The organism is Alicyclobacillus sendaiensis NBRC 100866, assembly GCF_001552675.1.
Classification (GTDB): Bacteria; Bacillota; Bacilli; order Alicyclobacillales; family Alicyclobacillaceae; genus Alicyclobacillus; species Alicyclobacillus sendaiensis.
In genome coordinates this window covers 12,326-27,843 of record NZ_BCRQ01000008.1, presented here as the reverse complement: position 1 = coordinate 27,843, position 15,518 = coordinate 12,326, and the positions used below count along the sequence as shown (strand labels likewise).

At 62.6% G+C, this 15,518-nt stretch carries 22 protein-coding genes; 21 read left to right on the top strand and 1 reads right to left on the bottom strand.

What is annotated here, in order from left to right; translation table 11 throughout:
* Positions 1-72 precede the first annotated feature (72 nt).
* The 5 genes from AS26_RS02915 to AS26_RS02895 all read left to right on the top strand — a co-directional run bounded on the left by AS26_RS02915 (position 73) and on the right by AS26_RS02895 (position 4,524).
* Positions 73-750 (top strand): stage II sporulation protein M, encoded by a 678-nt coding sequence (locus tag AS26_RS02915; RefSeq protein WP_062305992.1) that lies wholly within the window; start codon positions 73-75, stop codon positions 748-750.
* Positions 751-752: 2 nt separating this feature from the next.
* Positions 753-1,076, top strand: a complete 324-nt coding sequence (locus tag AS26_RS02910; RefSeq protein WP_062305991.1) for an RNHCP domain-containing protein — start codon at positions 753-755, stop codon at positions 1,074-1,076.
* 33 nt (positions 1,077-1,109) lie between these two features.
* On the top strand, positions 1,110-1,997 hold the full coding sequence (xerD, locus tag AS26_RS02905) for a site-specific tyrosine recombinase XerD (protein WP_062305989.1): 888 nt from the start codon (positions 1,110-1,112) through the stop codon (positions 1,995-1,997).
* Between the two features lie 18 nt (positions 1,998-2,015).
* The gene (locus tag AS26_RS02900) at positions 2,016-3,188 is read left to right on the top strand and encodes a phosphopentomutase (RefSeq protein WP_062306064.1); all 1,173 of its coding nucleotides are present in this window, start codon (positions 2,016-2,018) and stop codon (positions 3,186-3,188) included.
* A gap of 91 nt (positions 3,189-3,279) precedes the next feature.
* A complete protein-coding gene (locus AS26_RS02895; protein WP_062305987.1) occupies positions 3,280-4,524 on the top strand; it encodes a D-alanyl-D-alanine carboxypeptidase family protein in 1,245 nt (414 codons plus the stop codon).
* A gap of 73 nt (positions 4,525-4,597) precedes the next feature.
* Here the strand turns inward: AS26_RS02895 and AS26_RS02890 are convergent, their stop codons facing one another.
* Positions 4,598-5,926, bottom strand: a complete 1,329-nt coding sequence (locus AS26_RS02890) for a helix-turn-helix domain-containing protein (RefSeq protein WP_062305986.1) — start codon at positions 5,924-5,926, stop codon at positions 4,598-4,600.
* Between the two features lie 167 nt (positions 5,927-6,093).
* Between AS26_RS02890 and spoIIAA the strand changes: the two genes are divergently transcribed.
* From spoIIAA to AS26_RS02815, 16 genes are all read left to right on the top strand, one after another.
* Positions 6,094-6,438: an anti-sigma F factor antagonist gene (gene spoIIAA / locus AS26_RS02885; protein WP_062305985.1), complete on the top strand. Its 345-nt coding sequence runs from the start codon at positions 6,094-6,096 to the stop codon at positions 6,436-6,438.
* A gap of 5 nt (positions 6,439-6,443) precedes the next feature.
* Positions 6,444-6,905 carry an anti-sigma F factor gene (gene spoIIAB / locus AS26_RS02880; RefSeq protein ID WP_062306063.1) on the top strand — a complete coding sequence of 154 codons (462 nt, stop codon included), beginning with the start codon at positions 6,444-6,446 and terminating at the stop codon, positions 6,903-6,905.
* 13 nt (positions 6,906-6,918) lie between these two features.
* Positions 6,919-7,689, top strand: coding sequence for an RNA polymerase sporulation sigma factor SigF (gene sigF / locus AS26_RS02875; protein WP_062305983.1), 771 nt, complete (start codon positions 6,919-6,921; stop codon positions 7,687-7,689).
* Between the two features lie 92 nt (positions 7,690-7,781).
* Positions 7,782-8,240 (top strand): stage V sporulation protein AC, encoded by a 459-nt coding sequence (gene spoVAC, locus AS26_RS02870; protein ID WP_062305981.1) that lies wholly within the window; start codon positions 7,782-7,784, stop codon positions 8,238-8,240.
* 15 nt (positions 8,241-8,255) lie between these two features.
* Positions 8,256-9,281 carry a stage V sporulation protein AD gene (gene spoVAD / locus AS26_RS02865; protein ID WP_062305979.1) on the top strand — a complete coding sequence of 342 codons (1,026 nt, stop codon included), beginning with the start codon at positions 8,256-8,258 and terminating at the stop codon, positions 9,279-9,281.
* Between the two features lies 1 nt (position 9,282).
* Positions 9,283-9,642: a stage V sporulation protein AE gene (gene spoVAE, locus AS26_RS02860; RefSeq protein ID WP_062305977.1), complete on the top strand. Its 360-nt coding sequence runs from the start codon at positions 9,283-9,285 to the stop codon at positions 9,640-9,642.
* Positions 9,643-9,647: 5 nt separating this feature from the next.
* Complete coding sequence (locus AS26_RS02855) at positions 9,648-10,310, top strand: stage V sporulation protein AE (protein ID WP_245629575.1); 663 nt, start codon at positions 9,648-9,650, stop codon at positions 10,308-10,310.
* A gap of 6 nt (positions 10,311-10,316) precedes the next feature.
* The gene (locus AS26_RS14820; RefSeq protein WP_281176936.1) at positions 10,317-10,451 is read left to right on the top strand and encodes a hypothetical protein; all 135 of its coding nucleotides are present in this window, start codon (positions 10,317-10,319) and stop codon (positions 10,449-10,451) included.
* A 64-nt stretch (positions 10,452-10,515) separates the two neighbouring features.
* Positions 10,516-11,277 carry a spermidine synthase gene (locus tag AS26_RS02850; RefSeq protein ID WP_245629574.1) on the top strand — a complete coding sequence of 254 codons (762 nt, stop codon included), beginning with the start codon at positions 10,516-10,518 and terminating at the stop codon, positions 11,275-11,277.
* Between the two features lie 49 nt (positions 11,278-11,326).
* Positions 11,327-11,932, top strand: a complete 606-nt coding sequence (locus AS26_RS02845) for a site-2 protease family protein (RefSeq protein ID WP_062305974.1) — start codon at positions 11,327-11,329, stop codon at positions 11,930-11,932.
* A 13-nt stretch (positions 11,933-11,945) separates the two neighbouring features.
* Positions 11,946-12,662 carry a segregation and condensation protein A gene (locus AS26_RS02840; protein ID WP_062305972.1) on the top strand — a complete coding sequence of 239 codons (717 nt, stop codon included), beginning with the start codon at positions 11,946-11,948 and terminating at the stop codon, positions 12,660-12,662.
* Between the two features lie 2 nt (positions 12,663-12,664).
* Positions 12,665-13,228, top strand: coding sequence for an SMC-Scp complex subunit ScpB (scpB, locus tag AS26_RS02835; RefSeq protein WP_062305970.1), 564 nt, complete (start codon positions 12,665-12,667; stop codon positions 13,226-13,228).
* A 67-nt stretch (positions 13,229-13,295) separates the two neighbouring features.
* Positions 13,296-13,886 carry a DUF2953 domain-containing protein gene (locus tag AS26_RS02830; protein WP_062305968.1) on the top strand — a complete coding sequence of 197 codons (591 nt, stop codon included), beginning with the start codon at positions 13,296-13,298 and terminating at the stop codon, positions 13,884-13,886.
* A gap of 1 nt (position 13,887) precedes the next feature.
* On the top strand, positions 13,888-14,292 hold the full coding sequence (gene ytfJ, locus AS26_RS02825) for a GerW family sporulation protein (RefSeq protein WP_083515960.1): 405 nt from the start codon (positions 13,888-13,890) through the stop codon (positions 14,290-14,292).
* Positions 14,293-14,366: 74 nt separating this feature from the next.
* Positions 14,367-14,960 (top strand): nucleoside recognition domain-containing protein, encoded by a 594-nt coding sequence (locus AS26_RS02820; protein WP_062305967.1) that lies wholly within the window; start codon positions 14,367-14,369, stop codon positions 14,958-14,960.
* Positions 14,957-15,502: a spore maturation protein gene (locus AS26_RS02815; protein ID WP_062305965.1), complete on the top strand. Its 546-nt coding sequence runs from the start codon at positions 14,957-14,959 to the stop codon at positions 15,500-15,502. Before AS26_RS02820 ends, AS26_RS02815 begins: the two co-directional genes overlap by 4 nt.
* The last annotated feature ends 16 nt before the right edge of the window (positions 15,503-15,518 follow it).

Here is a 15,518-nt window from a genome sequence, read left to right as displayed (position 1 = left end):
CGAGTCTATCAATCGATTCCGCGTCATAGAATGGTCGTGTCTACGCTCTCGGTTCGAGAAGGAGGCACGGCCATGAGAACAAGCGCGTGGATGGCCCGGAGGCGGCCGCCCTTCTCTTTCGCGCTCGGCTGGTTTCGGCTTCGGCGGTGGCTGGCGCGCCGACTGTCGCAAGAGGCGCATATCATCGCGTTTTTGCTCGGCATGGTCCTCTCCGGCGCCGCCTTTGGCGGCATTGTGGCGGCAGAACTTCGGCCGGCGGACAAGCTGGAGCTCGCCAACCAGTTGGAGGCCTTCCTGTTGGCCACGCTGCACGGTCAACTGGCCTCGGGCAGCGCCGTGTTCGCGACCCGGCTCGTCTCGGATGCGGCTTGGCTCGCGCTCGTGTGGCTGGCCGGTTCTTCGGCCGTCGGGATTCCCATCGTGGCGGCGGCGGTGTTCGCCCGCGCGTTCGAGACCGGTTTCGCCGTGGCGTTCACTTCGCTCCAATTTGGCTGGAAGGGATTCGCGGTGGCTTCCCTCGGCATTTTTGTGCATCAGGCCATCTTTCTGTTCGCCTTCCTCATCGCGAGTGTAAACGCCATCCGCTTTTCGTACCAAATCGTCGCCCAATCCGTCCCCCTTTATCAGTGGACGATTCAGTTCCTGAGGTATACTGGGAGAAGCGTGATGTGCTTGGGCGGCTTGCTGCTTGCCGCTGCCGTCCAGGCGTTCGTCGTGCCGCCGATGGTCAGTCGGCTGCTGGGAGGATGAAAATGGCAGCGTTTATTCGCCGCAACGAGCCATTCACCTGTGCGCATTGCGGCCTGCACGTGGAGCCGGCGGAACGAACGTGCCGCAATCACTGTCCTCGCTGCTTGTATTCCCTGCACGTGGACGTGGAGCCGGGCGATCGCGCCAATCCGTGCGGCGGGCTGATGGAACCGGTGCGCGTCGAGTACCATTCGAAAAAGGGGTACCAGATTGTCCATCGCTGCACCCGCTGCGGCCAAGAGACGCGCAACATCGCGCTCCTCGACGTTGACGTGCAGCCGGACGACCGCGAGCGGCTGTACGAGCTCATGCGATACCCGAGGTGAGCCCGGAATCCCTGGAGCAGGGAGTGGAATTTTGTGAATCCGGATATCCGCACCTTTCTCGATCATCTCCGGCTGGAGCGGGGCCTTTCGGACAATACGGTCGCGAGTTACGCGCGAGATCTCGAGGATTTCTGCCGGTATCTCTCGCGCGATGAGCGTAACCTCCGGGATGCGGACAGGACCGCGGTTCTCCGCTATCTGTCCGATCTGAAGCAGCGAGGCATGAAACCGACGACCATCGCTCGTCGAATGTCCGCGCTGCGCTCGTTTTTCCGCTATCTCCTGCGCGAAGGCGCTGTTCAGGGCGATCCGACCGCAGACATCGAGGTTGCGTCTCCGGATGAGCACCTGCCTCGCGTTGTCTCCGAAACGGACGTCGAGCGGATGATCAGCGCGGTGCGCCGGCCGGATGCCATTGGATTGCGCGATCGCGCCATGCTGGAGACGCTCTACGCCACGGGGATGCGGGTGAGCGAGCTCGTGACGCTTTCGCTCGAAGACGTGGAGCTCGCGGCGGGGTTCATTCGCGTGTTCGGGAAGGGCAAGAAGGAGCGCGTGGTTCCCTTGGGCGAGATGGCGCAGGATGCGCTCGGACTGTACCTTCGGTATGGCAGGCCGGTACTGGTGCGGGACCGGTCAGAGAACGCGGTGTTCCTGAATCGCCTCGGGCGCCGAATGACCCGGCAAGGTTTCTGGAATATCCTGAAGGGCTACGCGCGGCAGGCGGGCGTGTCCGATGGCGTGACGCCGCACACGCTTCGGCACTCGTTTGCCACGCATCTGCTGGAAGGCGGGGCGGATCTCCGGGTGGTGCAGGAGCTTTTAGGTCACGCCGACATCGCCACGACGGAGCGGTACACGCACGTCACGCCGCACAGGCTTCGCGAAGTGTATCGCAACGCCCATCCGAGGGCGCGATGACGAATGGGAGGATACGGGTTGGACAAGCGCGTCGTTTGGATTGTTCTCGACAGCTGTGGAATCGGCGCGGCGCCGGATGCCGCGCAGTACGGAGAGGCGGATGTGCATAGCAATACCATCGCGCACGTCGCCGAGGCGGTGGGGGGGCTGCGCGTGCCCAACCTCGAACGCCTCGGCCTCGGGCGAATTGCGGCCATCGCCGGCGTGGCGCCGAGCGGCGTCGGCGGGTACGGCACGATGATCGAAAAATCCTGCGGCAAGGACACGACGAACGGCCACCTCGAGTTCGTGGGCATCGTGCTTTCCCAGCCGATGCCGACGTATCCGAACGGGTTTCCGCCCGAGATCATCGAGCCGTTTGAGCGGTACGTGGGCAAACCGGTCCTGTGCAATCGCCCCGCATCAGGCACTTGGGTCATCGAGGCGTACGGGCGAGAGCATCTTGAGACGGGCAGGCCCATTGTCTACACCTCGGCGGACAGCGTTTTCCAAGTCGCGGCGCACGAAGGCGTGGTACCGGTGGAGACGTTGTACGACTGGTGTGAATATGCCCGATCCATCCTGGTCGGTCCGCACGCCGTAGGCCGGGTCATCGCGCGGCCGTTCGTCGGCGAACCCGGGCGGTTTGTGCGGACGGATCGCAGGCGGGACTATTCGCTGGACTTCGGGCCGACGGTGCTCGACGAGATCGAGGCCGCCGGATACCCCGTCGTCGGGATCGGCAAAATCGCAGACATCTACAACCACCGCGGGATCACGCGCGCGGTGCACACCGCGGACAATCGGGATGGCATGCGAAAGGTCGTGGAGGCGATGGACCACGAGCGCTCGGGTCTGATCTACGCGAACCTGGTGGATTTTGATTCGAAGTACGGGCACCGAAACGACCCGGTCGGGTTCGCCCGCGCCATCGAGGCGTTTGACGCGGATCTCGAGGGGGTGCTCGCGCGGCTCGGCTCGGATGACCTCCTCATCATCACGGCCGATCACGGCTGTGACCCAACGGTCCCTGGGACCGACCACACGCGCGAACGCGTCCCCATTCTCGCCTACCACGTGAACATGGATCGGCCGATTGACCTCGGCGAGCGCGACACCTTCGCCGATCTCGGCGCGACCGTGGCAGAATACTTTGGCGTGCCAACGCCATCCGTGGGAAGGTCGTTTCTCCGCGATCTCGGCCTTGCATGACCCTATCTCCCCCGCGCGTGTAGTGCCGCTTCGTCTTGCACACACTAACGCCGATTTCGAATCGGTGGACTCCGAGAGAGGAGGTTGCAGGATGAAGCGGCATTCGTTCGCCCTCGGGCTCGGCGTTTCCGCTCTGTGTCTCCTCGCGGCGAGCGCCGCGCCCGAGATTGCCCTCGCGGCCAGAGCGCCCGCAGTCGTTCAAACTCGCGAGGCAGGGGACGTCGGATCGGCGCAATCCGCGCCTGTCACGAGCGTCGATCTCGCCAAACAGGCGAAATCCGCAATCCTGATGGATTTTGCGACCGGAAAGGTGCTCTACGCGAAAAACGCTCATGAGCGGCTGCCCATGGCGAGCATCACGAAGATCATGACGCTGCTTCTCATTTTTGAAGCCATTGACAGCGGCAAGCTGAAGTGGACTGATCGCGTCCAGGCGAGCGAGCGAGCCGCGAGCATGGGCGGTTCGCAGATCTTTCTCGAACCCGGCGAGACGATGACCGTGCGGGATCTCGTGAAGGGCATCGCCATCGCCTCGGCCAACGACGCCTGTGTGGCCATGGCCGAGCACCTGGACGGAAGCGAGGAGGCGTTCGTTGCGCGCATGAACCAGCGCGCGAAGGAACTCGGGCTCACCGATACGCACTTCGCGAACTGCAACGGGCTTCCGGCTCCCAACCATTACTCCAGCGCGCACGACATCGCGGTCATGTCGAGAGCGCTTTTGATGCACCCCGAGGTCACAGCCTTCACGTCCGTGTACAGCGATTACCTGCGCAAGGACACGGATCATCCGCTTTGGCTGGTGAACACCAACAAGCTCGTCCGCTTTTACGACGGCGTCGACGGGCTCAAGACGGGTTACACTCAAGAGGCGAAGTACTGCCTGTCGGCCACAGCGAAGCGCGATGGTTTTCGCGTGATCGCCGTGGTGATGGGCGAGCCGAGACCCACGGTGCGAAATGCCGAGATTGCGGCAATGCTGAATTACGCGTTTGCGCATTATAAGTCGGTTCAGGTGTATCCCCGCGGCCACGTGGTCGGACAGGTCGCGGTCAAACGCGGCACGCGCGATCGCGTCGATGCGGTGACGGCCGAGCCCGTCGCGTTTGTCACCGAGCGTTCCAGCCATACTGCGTACACGACGGAGGTCCAGTGGATGACGCTGAAAGCCCCGGTGTCCCGTGGCCAGGTGGTGGGACGGGTTCTCGTGAAATCCGCTGGCCAGGTGGTGGCGAATGTGCCGCTGGTCGCGAAGGACGACGTGCCGAAGGCCACATTCTTCCAAAGTCTCGGCAAGACGGTGAAGAAAGTCATTACCTTCGGGCAAGCACGTTGAACACGCCTTCGAGCGCCGATCGGGACGCGCCGCCCCAGGCGGCGCGAACCATGTCGATTGGGCGCGCTTTTTTTTATTGGCTGGGAAATGTGTTCGGTCGCGGAACGACCCAGAACCGATCCGGCAGGCTCCATGCTGGTTCGCGCGCGCACTGAGCCGCCCGCGCGACCGCCTCCTCGCAGAGCTCGAGGATCTCCGAGGTGTTCCCCTTGCACAGGTATACTTCGGCCTTGAGGTGTAGATAGCCTGGCGGCGCAACGTCAGGGCGCTCGTCGACAAGCCGGTCCAGGGCCTGAAGTTCCGCCTCGGCCCGGTCGAGATCGCCCAACTTGAGGCTCAGCGCGGCCGCGAGCAGGTGAAGTTGGGCGCGGATTTCGGGGGCCACGCGGGTCGTCGAAAGCGCCTGAGACACGCGCGCCACGGCCTCGGCGGGTCGTTGAAGCGCCTCATACGTGAGCGCCAATTCGTGATCCAGCGCGACCTTGAGCACTTCGTCGCGAGGGCTGACCCGATGCTCGAGATCCGCGAGATGGGACAGGGCGCCCGCGGCGTCTCCGCCGAGTCGCAAGAACGCCCCCAGATTGATGCGACAGCGCATCGCCAAAGCCTTGTTGCCGGCGTCCTCGTGCAGTTCGATGGCGCGCCGCGCATGGTGCACAGCCGCACCGTAGTCGCCGAGGGCCGCCGCTGCACACGCGAGCCCGTGGTGGGCATGGGCGCGATCGACGGCGGACATCGGTTCCGCATCGCGGGCGAGGATCCCTTCGTAGAGGGCTCTGGCCTGCTCCATGGGACCATATTGAAGCAGAAGCCGCGCGAGGGTCATCTCGATCTTCAGGCGAAGGGGCATCTGAAGTCCGGATGCTGCAAGCGCCTGGCGCGCGCGCTGCAGGTACAGGATGGCCTCCTCATCTCGTTGCAACCGGCGCCGCGCGAGTGCGCCGTAATAGTAACCCCGTACGACGCTCGACATGTCGCCGCGCGCGAACCCGGCGAACACCAGCGCGTCGTAAAGCCGAGCGGCCTGTTCGTAATCGCCGGCCTTCAGATAACAGTCGCCCATATCCTGAAAGACGAGTTCGGGGCGAAACTGCGAGTGGAGCGGCCAGGAGAGCGAGAGAAAGTGCCGAATGGCCTCCTCGTATTGACCTTGCTCTGCAAGCTGCTTGGCGCGGCGGTAGGTGTGCGCTTCCTCCGAGGAGCCCGCGAGCTCTCGCTGGAACTCGGAGACATCGACCTCGAGGCGCTCTGCGATCTGTGCCAACAGTTGCGCGGACGGCATCGTCCTGTCGGATTCGATCTGGCTGATCATGCTGGCCGTCGCGAGTCCGCGAGCGAGCTCGGACTGGGTCATACCTTTCGCCTTGCGAAGCGCGCGGATCTTTTGACCGAGCGTCTCCATACTTCGCCTCCTATCTTCTCCTTTCCATTGTACCGCCAGAGACATTCGCGCGTCATCGCTTGGATGTCGAATTCAGTAGATTCACCACTACTTTTGTCAATGGGCAGGAATTCCCCGTTTAGGCCGTGAATTTCTTGACCAGACCGCATAAGGAGAGGGGATGCAAGGTGTCCGTCGAGACCAAATTGGAGCGAGGGATTGTGGTCATCGAGCTGAAGGGAGAGCTCGACCACCACGCGGTGGAGCAAATCAGAGACCGCATCGAACAACAGCTGGCAGAACACGGATACCGGGGCCTGGTCATGTCGTTTCGCAACATCGACTTTATGGACAGTTCGGGCCTCGGGCTGATTTTGGGCCGATATCGCACGGTCTCCGAGCACGGAGGCAAGATGGCGCTGTGTGAAGTCAATCCGACGTTGAGACGGCTGTTCGAAATGTCCGGATTGCTGAAGGTGATTCCCGTCTACGACTCTGAAGAAGCTGCGGTGGCAGCCATCCTGGGAGCGTGATCGCGGTGGAACGCGTGGCCGAAGACGTGCGCGTGGACAACTATCTGCGCCTTGTGTTTCCGAGCCGGTCGGAGAACGAGTCGCTGGCTCGCGTGGCGGTCGCTTCGTTTGTGGCGCCCCTCGATCCGACGATGGAAGAGCTGACGGAACTGAAGACGGCGGTGTCGGAAGCCGTGACCAACGCCATCATCCACGGGTACCCGGACGAGATCGGCGAAGTGGTCGTGGAGTGCGCCCTGTACGGGAATCGGGTGCACGTGACCGTCGAGGACCGGGGCGTGGGCATTCCCGACGTGGATCTCGCCAAACAGCCGATGTACACGTCCCGCCCCGAGCTCGAGCGGTCGGGCATGGGCATGACCATCATGGAGACGTTTGTCGATAAGCTCGAGATCGAGTCAAAGCCAGGAGAAGGAACGCGCGTCACGCTCATCAAGACGTTCCGCACTGCCCCTGACGTGATGTAAGGGGGGGTCGCACGTGGATCAGGCAAAGGAGCGTCCCGTTCCACACCATGTGAATGAGTATGAGAAACTTTCCGACGAAGAGGTCCGGGAGCTTCTGGAGCGAAGCCATCGCGGCGACGCGGAAGCGAGGGAGCGGCTCATCGTCCACAATCAGCGCCTCGTGTGGGCCGTGGTTCAGCGATTCCTGGGGCGCGGTTATGATGCGGAAGATCTCTTCCAAATTGGGTGCATTGGCTTGATGAAGGCCGTCGACAAGTTCGACCTGTCTTACGACGTCAAGTTCTCCACCTATGCTGTCCCGATGATCATCGGCGAGATCCAGCGGTTCTTGAGGGACGACAGCACGGTCAAGGTCAGCCGAAGCCTCAAGGAGACGGCGAAGCAAATTCGCCACGTTCGAGATCGGTTGGCCAAGGAACTCGGGCGCCAGCCCCATATCACGGAAATTGCCGAGGCCATGGGCATGGAGCCGTCGGAAATCGTCTTTGCCCAAGAGGCCCTTCGCGCGCCGGCGTCCATTCACGAGACGGTGTACGAAAACGATGGCGATCCCATCTATCTGATGGATCAAATTGCGGACGAGGAGACCGAGGGCAAGTTCGACAAAGTGGAGTTGCACGAGATCATCGGGCGACTTCCCGAACGCGAGCGTTTTATTGTGTACATGCGGTTCTTCCGCGATAAAACGCAGAGTGATGTGGCTCGCGTCCTGGGCATTTCTCAGGTACAGGTGTCGCGTTTGGAAAAGCGAATCCTTCAGCAAATTCGCCAGGAATTAGAATGATGGAACATGGAAAACCTTGACGCCGCCTAACGGCGGCTTTTTTCGTGCCTTTGGGGCATGTTACGTAGATGAGAACAGATGGGGGGATTTGTATGCCAATCGCCACGCCTGAGGAACGAGCCCGATATCAGGCTCTTGCGCGTCGCCTGACCCCGGGACGGCCGGTGGTCCGAAACACGGCGAGAGCCTTCGTCGTCGGCGGGCTCATCTGCGAACTTGGCCAGGTCATCCAAGCGCTGTTCGTGCGGTATGGGGGCTTCAAGCCGGCCGAGGCTGGAAATCCGACGGTGGCCGTGCTGATCCTGCTCGCTGCCATCTTTACCGCCATCGGGGTATACGATCGGTTTGCCCAGTGGGCCGGAGCGGGTTCGGCCGTTCCTGTTACTGGTTTTTCCAACACCATGACGTCTGCCGCGATGGAACACCGCAGCGAAGGATTTGTCGCGGGGATCGGGGGCAACATGTTCAAGGTCTCGGGACCCGTCATCGTGTACGGCGTCGTCAGCGCGTTCTTTATCGCGCTCATCCGTTACGTGGTGGAGCACCTCTAGAAGGGACGATGAGGCATGGCCAGGCTGGGGCGTTCCACGTGGGACTTGGGCGAACGCCAGGTGGCGGTCATCGCCACCTCGACCGTCGCCGGCACCTTGGAGGCGCAAGGCCCGCTCTCGGACAGCTTCGACCTCTCCTTGAATGACGATCGCGTTGGCCAAGACACCTGGGAACGGGCGGAGCAGACAATGTTTCGCCGCGCCGCTGAGATCGCGTGTGAAAAAGCGGCCATCCGTGCGAACGATGTCGATCTCGTCGTTGGCGGGGATCTCAACGCACAACTCACGTCGTTCTACATGGGACTTCGGCCTCTGGCCAGGCCAATGCTCGGCGTGTACAGCGCTTGCGCCTCCCTCTGTGAGGGATTGGCCGTGGCCAGCCTGGCGGTGGCGACCGGGTTTGCCGACGTCGTCCTGGTGGGCACGTCGAGTCACACAAGCACCGCCGAGCGCCAGTTCCGATATCCCACGGAGTACGGCGTTCAGCGCCCGCCGACGGCCCAGCGCACCGTCACTGGGGCCGGTGCGGCCGTCCTCGCGCGAGGTCGTGGACCATGGCAAGTCACGCACGCGACCATCGGAGAAATCGCCGATTTCGGTGTCAAGTCGCCGTGGGAAATGGGCGCGGCGATGGCGCCGGCGGCGTTTGACACCCTAAGGCAGCACCTCGCGGACACGGGCCGTTCTCTGGACGACTACGATCTCGTCGTGACAGGCGATCTCGGCCGCGTCGGGCTTCGCATCTTGCGCAACCTGCTCGTTGAGCACGGGGTGGCGTCCCCGGCTGCTGTCGAGGAGCGGGTGAACGATTGTGGCGCGATGATCTATGACGAGCATCAACCGGAGGTCTTTTCAGGCGGCAGCGGCGCAGCGTGCAGCACCCTGGTCACGTTCGGTCACCTGTTTCGGGAGATGAAGCGCGGACGTCTTCACCGGCTGTTGGTGTGTGCCACTGGAGCGCTTCTGTCACAGGTGAGCGCTCAGCAAGGGGACACGATTCCATCCATCTCGCACGCCATCGCATTCGAACGGGGGGATTGACATGTCGGCGTGGACATTCTTGTGGGCGTTCGTCGTGGGGGGCGCGATTTGTGCCATCGGACAGGTGATCATGGACACCACCAAACTCACGCCGGGTCACGTCATGTCCATGCTCGTCGTGGCTGGTGCCATCGCGGATGGTTTGGGCGTCTACGACCCGCTCATCAAGTTCGCCGGGGCGGGGGCGACCGTGCCCATCACGAGCTTTGGCAACGCGCTTGTGCACGGCGCCCTGCACGAGGCGAAGGTTCACGGGCTGATTGGCGTGATCACCGGCATTTTCGAGGTCACGAGCGCGGGGATCTCGGCGGCCATCGTGTTTGCGTTTCTGGCCGCCGTGTTCGCCAAACCGAAGGGGTGACGCGCTTGAACCATCCGAGGTCGGACACCCGGCGCGTGATTGTCGTTACGGACGGCGATCGCGTGGCCGCTCGCGCACTCGACCTTGCCGCGAAGCGCACGGGGTGTTCGTTCGTCGCGCAGAGCCGAGGGAATCCCACGCGGATGAGCGGCGTGGAACTCGTGCGCTGCGTCCAGGAAGCGCCGCACGACCCGGTCATCGTCATGCTCGACGACAACGGCGATCCGGCTGAGGCCAGCGGTGAGTCCGCGCTGCGAGTCCTCTCCGCGCATCCTTCCGTCGAGATCGCCGCCATTCTGGCCGTCGCGTCGCACACGTCGGGTGTGCGAGGCACGCCCGTCGATTTCAGCGTGGATCGGAATGGTCGCCGCGTGGAGCGGGCCGTGGATAAGGAAGGGCGTGAGACGGGCTCGTACCTCGTCGCCGGCGACACCGTGGACGCGCTATCCGGCTTGGATGTGCCGCTCATCGTGGGCATCGGAGACATCGGGAAAATGGGCGGGCTCGACGCGCCCGCCCGAGGCGCGCCCGTCACCACGTGTGCCATCGAATGGGTCCTCATGGAACTCGCCTGGCGCGCGGGGCGGCGTGATCTCACGCCGGAGGACCGTCGCCCACAACGCCACACGCTCCGCGGCATACAATCCAGTAGGCGATGGAGGGGGTGAGACGACGTGCTCAGTATCCTGGCGTTTCTGCCCCGAATCTTCCGCTACTTTGGCATGTTTCAGATGTTCTTTGGCTTCGTGCGCCCCTTCTGGCCGATGATCGCGCGCGTCTGGCGCCGACCGGCGATGTCGATGGCGTGATGGCTCCGCCACGCGCGCCGCGTGCAGTATAATAGCCTGCATGGACATTCGCGCAAGACAGGGGATGAAGGGTACGAAGCTTTTGTACGCCGGACCGGGTACGGTTCATCGTTGGATCGAGGTCATCGAAGACAAAGGCATTCGCCAGATGCGTTTCGGCCGAGACGGTGGCTGGCAGGGGGCGCTCGATCTCGCCCGCCCCGAGCGCCCCGTCTTTCCCTACCAGCGCGCGTTCACGGCCCTCGTCGAGGCACATGAGCCCATCCGCGCGTTCCTCGCGATCGGCGTGGGGTCGGGGACAAGCCTTCACCACGTTCACCGGTTGCATCCACAGGCGGCGCTTCATGGCGTCGAGATCGACGAGACGGTGCTTTCCCTGGGGATAGAGTTTTTTCAGGCCCCTTCTCACCGCGAGGCCGATTATTGGATTGGCGATGGTGTGCAGTTTGTCTCGTCGCCACACGCGGCCACCTACGATCTCATTTTCGTGGACGCGTATCTGAAGCAGAGCATCTATCAGCCCTGCCTTGCGCCGGAGACGGCGTCGTGTCTGGCTCGCGTGACGTCCAGTCGGGGCACGGTGGTGTACAATCTCATCGCGTCCGGATACCGATCCGCCCATGTGAGAGGCTTTTTGGACGCCATGCGCCCGGCCTTCCCGGTGCTGCTGGATCTTCCCGTGGGCGTTCCGCTCACCGCGCAAAACCGGCTGCTCATCGCCACGCGCGACCAGGACCTTTTGGCACGGCTTCGGCACGTGTGCACGCGCGCCGGCGGGATCGACCTCGAGCGCGTATCTTGGTCATTGCGCCTATCAGCGCTGTAAACGCGCGTGATATAATGCCGGTATCCATTCACCGGCAGGAGGCATCGGATTGTTCGCTTCATGGCTCAGTCCCGTGTGGATCTTGCGCTTTGCCATCGTCCTCGCGAGCCTCGTCGTCCACGAGTTCGCGCACGCGGCGATGGCGACTTGGCTTGGCGATTCGACGCCGAGGCGCCAAGGGCGCTTGACGCTGAATCCCGCGGCCCATCTCGATCTGACGGGCCTCATCGCCATGTTGGTGGCGCCCATCGGTTGGGCTCGTCCCGTCGAGATCCATCCCGGTGCCTTTCGCCGTCCTCGCGCGGGCATGGCGTGGGTGGCGCTGGCTGGGCCTCTGGCGAACGCCATCTTGGCGGCGCTCAGCTTTGGAATCCAAAACATTCCTTTCGTTTCGACGTCAGATACCTTGCAGCAGGTGTTCGGCCTTGCCTTCGAGGTGAACGTCGCCCTGGTGCTCCTGAATATCCTGCCCATCCCGCCCCTCGACGGATGGCGCGCGTTGTCCGCACTGCTGCCCGTGCGTTGGCGTCTCTCCATCGCTTGGCTGGACGCGTACGGACCGTGGCTCTTGTTGCTCATCTTTCTCCTTCCGCCCACAAACCGCGCGTTTTCCGATCTCGTCTACGCCGTGATGTCGTATTGCTACGGCGCGTGAGAGGAGGCGCAAGGTGTCCTACGAAGTTCGACTCGCCCAGTTCGAAGGACCGCTGGACTTGCTCTTGCATCTCATCCGCAAAAACGAGATAGACATTTACGATATCCCCATTGCCGCCATCACAGAACAATATCTTCAATATTTGGATGACCTCGAGCGGTGGTCACTCGACGTCGCGAGTGAATTTCTGGTCATGGCGGCGACGCTCCTTTCCATCAAGTCGCGCATGCTGCTTCCGCGGCGCGTTGCGGCACCCGACGAGGAAGACGATCCGCGGCTCCCCCTTGTCCAACAGTTGCTCGAGTACGAGCGGTGCAAATGGGCAGCGTCGCAACTCGCCGATCTCGCCGCTCGAAACGCGAAGGTGTACAGCCGGGAGCCGATGGATCTCCGGCCGTATCGGCCGGATCGCGCCGCGGACGCACTCGATGTCACGCTTTGGGATCTCGTCGATGCGTTCCGAAAGCTGTACCTTCGTCTGCCGCCGTCGGAGCGCGTCGCGGAAATCCGCGGAAAGGTCGAAAAGGTCGAGGAGTGGATGGAGGAGATCTCGGAACGCATGCGGCGATATCGGTCGGCAGAATTCACCTGGCTCCTCGGCGGGCGTTTTACCCGGGAGGCGCTGGTCGCCGCGTTTCTCGCCATTCTCGAACTGCTTAAGGATGGTCGCCTGATGTGTCGGCAAGGGGAGCCGTTTGGGCCCATTGAACTTGTCTGGACGGGGGATTGAGGATGGAACTCGTCGCTGCGTTGGAAGCCGTGTTGTTCGCTGCCGGTTCGGAGGGCATGACGACTCGAGAAATTGCGCAAGTGCTCGATGTTCCGGAGGGCCAGGCGCGAGACCTGTGTCACCTGCTTGCCGCTCACCTGGAGGAGCGTGGCGCGGGGCTCACGCTGCTTCACACAGGAGACGCATGGCAGCTCGTGACGCGACCTGAGTTTGCTCCCTATTTTCGCCGGATGGCGGATCAACCTGCTCGCTCCAGCCTGTCACAGGCCGCGCTCGAAGTGCTTGCGATTATTTCATACAAACAGCCCATCACGCGGGCCGAGATCGAGGAGATCCGAGGCGTGCAGTCGGATCGCGCGCTTGCCACACTGATCCACCGAGGGCTCGTGCACGAAGTGGGGCGGCAGGACGGCCCAGGGCGGCCGATTCTGTACGGGACTACGATGGAGTTTCTGCGCCAGTTTGGGCTGAGATCATTGGACGAGCTGCCGCCGTTGCCCGATTTTGCGGAAAGAGAGGGTCGGCCTGATTTGTTTGCGATGTCGTCGGACCTCGCGCGCGACTAACCGATTGCATATCGACCAGGTTTTGGGTGCACCCTAGGGCGTGAGTGCGAGTGAGGTGCCTGCACCCATGGAGTACGGTTGGATCGGCGTCGCATGCGGATTGTGTGTGGCGGCGTGCGCGCTTTTGATGGCGGCTCCCATCCGCGTGGAGGTCGAATACAGGCGGGCGGGATCGGACGAAATCCGCGCGCACGTTCGCGCGATGTACGGGTTGGTCCGGCTGCGGTGGCGTTGGGTGAGTGGGAGAGGTGATGAGAAGCGCGCGCGGAACGCGGGAGGTTCTCAACCTCAGCCCACGCGCGGCACCTCGATGTCCCTCGGCGCCTGGAAATCGTTCGCCCATCGGGCCGTTCGTGCGCTCGACCGCATGGCGCCACACGTCCACGTCGAAGAATTGCGGCTCGAAGCCCGAATGGGCGCCGGGGAATCCGTGCGCACGGGCATGCTCGTGGGGATCTGCTACGCGGCCATCTACACGGTGCTCGGTTGGCTGTCGAGCCGCGTGAGAATGCACCAGGTTCCGACCGTTTCCATCGCCCCCGCATTCCAGGATGCCTTGTTGACCATCTACGCAAGGAGCATAGTGCGCATTCGGACGGGGTACGTTATAGCTGCAGGACTTCGCTTGTTGACGGCTTGGAAGAGGAGGGCTTCGTGACGTGGATCATCCGATTCAAGGCCTCATGCAAACCGCGATGTCGAATCTCCGCGAGATGGTGGACGTGAACACCATCATTGGCGATCCGGTCGAGACGCCTGACGGGACCGTGATCTTGCCGGTCTCGAAAGTCGGGTTTGGTTTCGCCGCGGGAGGGAGTCAGTTTGAGGGAGGGGATGCGCAGGGGCAGGGGCAAGGGGATCTCCCGTTCGGAGGCGGGTCCGGGGGTGGCGTGTCCATTACACCCATTGGTTTCCTCATCGTGAACGGAAACAACGTTCGCCTCTTGTCCGCGGATCACCAGAACCAGTTGTACGATCGGCTGATCGACCTTGCGCCGGCCATGTTGGAGCGGCTACAAAGTCTTTTCTCAAAGCAAAAGGCATCGGACCCGCCTGTGATGTGAGCCGCGTCATACGGCTGCCACATTCGGCATACTCCTTGTAAGGGACAAGTCCGCCCAGCAGGGGGTGCCGTGCCGTGATCGATTTCATCTGGCTTGCGTTGTTCATTTCCGGCGTCGCGACTGCTATGGTCACGGGTCGCATGCAGATGGTGTCGAGTGCCATTCTGAAAGGCGCGGAAAGCGGAGTGGACCTGTGCATCGGTCTCATCGGCGCTATCAGTCTGTGGATGGGGGTGATGCACATCGCTGAGCGGGCTGGTGCCGTGGCTTGGCTGGCCCAAAAGCTTAAGCCCGTCGCTCGCCGCCTGTTCCCTTCGGTGCCCCCGGATCATCCGGCCATGGGCGCCATCTTGGCGAACATGAGCGCGAACCTTCTGGGCATTGGCAACGCCGCGACGCCACTTGGCCTCAAGGCGATGGAGGAACTGCAGAAGCTGAATTCCCATCCAGACACGGCTTCGGACGCCATGTGCACGCTTCTCGCGCTCAATACGGCAAGCATCACCTTGATCCCGACGACCGTCATTGCGCTCCGCATGCAATATCATTCTGCACATCCCTCCGCCGTGGTCCTCACCACCTTTGTTGCCTCGCTCATCGGCACGTGTGCGGCGCTCGCCTTCGACCGTTTCTTTCGAGCCCTTTCGCATCGGAGGCAGGTTCGATGAGCGATGCATTGGCTCGGGTCAGTGAATGGATGCTCCCTCTCGTCGTGAGCTCGATCTTGGTCGTGGGTGCGTGGCAGCGGGTACCCCTGTACCAGACGTTCGTGCAGGGCGCCAAAGGAGGCTTTTCCACAGCCGTTCGTCTGATCCCGCATCTCGTCGCGATGATGGTCGCCGTCAACGTGTTTCGGGCTTCCGGTGCGATGGACGGGCTCATTCACCTGCTCAATCCCGTTCTGACCTGGCTGCACGTTCCCGCCGAGGTGGCGCCCATGGGCATTCTCCGCCCCATCACCGGGCAGGGCAGCCTGGCCTTCATGATCGACATTTTTCAGAAACACGGGCCTGATTCCCATCTGGGGCTGCTCGCTTCAACCATGCAGGCGTCTTCCGACACGACGCTGTACATCTTGACAGTATATTTTGGAAGCGTCGGGATCTATCGTTTTCGATACGCGCTCGCCGCCGGGCTCCTGAGCGACTTCGTCAGCGTGTTGGCCTCAGTGTTCGCAGTGTGGCTCATCTCTGGTATGATACAGGTCTAGTGAACCTGGCTCGTTT

Bases quoted from the DNA above. Each gene is read 5' to 3' on its own strand.
- AS26_RS02830 (WP_062305968.1), top strand. From the start codon at position 13,296: ATGGAGTACGGTTGGATCGGCGTCGCATGCGGATTGTGTGTGGCGGCG.
- AS26_RS02895 (WP_062305987.1), top strand. From the start codon at position 3,280: ATGAAGCGGCATTCGTTCGCCCTCGGGCTCGGCGTTTCCGCTCTGTGT.
- AS26_RS02850 (WP_245629574.1), top strand. From the start codon at position 10,516: ATGAAGGGTACGAAGCTTTTGTACGCCGGACCGGGTACGGTTCATCGT.
- AS26_RS02915 (WP_062305992.1), top strand. From the start codon at position 73: ATGAGAACAAGCGCGTGGATGGCCCGGAGGCGGCCGCCCTTCTCTTTC.
- spoVAC (WP_062305981.1), top strand. From the start codon at position 7,782: ATGCCAATCGCCACGCCTGAGGAACGAGCCCGATATCAGGCTCTTGCG.
- spoVAE (WP_062305977.1), top strand. From the start codon at position 9,283: ATGTCGGCGTGGACATTCTTGTGGGCGTTCGTCGTGGGGGGCGCGATT.
- spoVAD (WP_062305979.1), top strand. From the start codon at position 8,256: ATGGCCAGGCTGGGGCGTTCCACGTGGGACTTGGGCGAACGCCAGGTG.
- AS26_RS02910 (WP_062305991.1), top strand. From the start codon at position 753: ATGGCAGCGTTTATTCGCCGCAACGAGCCATTCACCTGTGCGCATTGC.
- AS26_RS02815 (WP_062305965.1), top strand. From the start codon at position 14,957: ATGAGCGATGCATTGGCTCGGGTCAGTGAATGGATGCTCCCTCTCGTC.
- scpB (WP_062305970.1), top strand. From the start codon at position 12,665: ATGGAACTCGTCGCTGCGTTGGAAGCCGTGTTGTTCGCTGCCGGTTCG.
- AS26_RS02890 (WP_062305986.1), bottom strand. From the start codon at position 5,926: ATGGAGACGCTCGGTCAAAAGATCCGCGCGCTTCGCAAGGCGAAAGGT.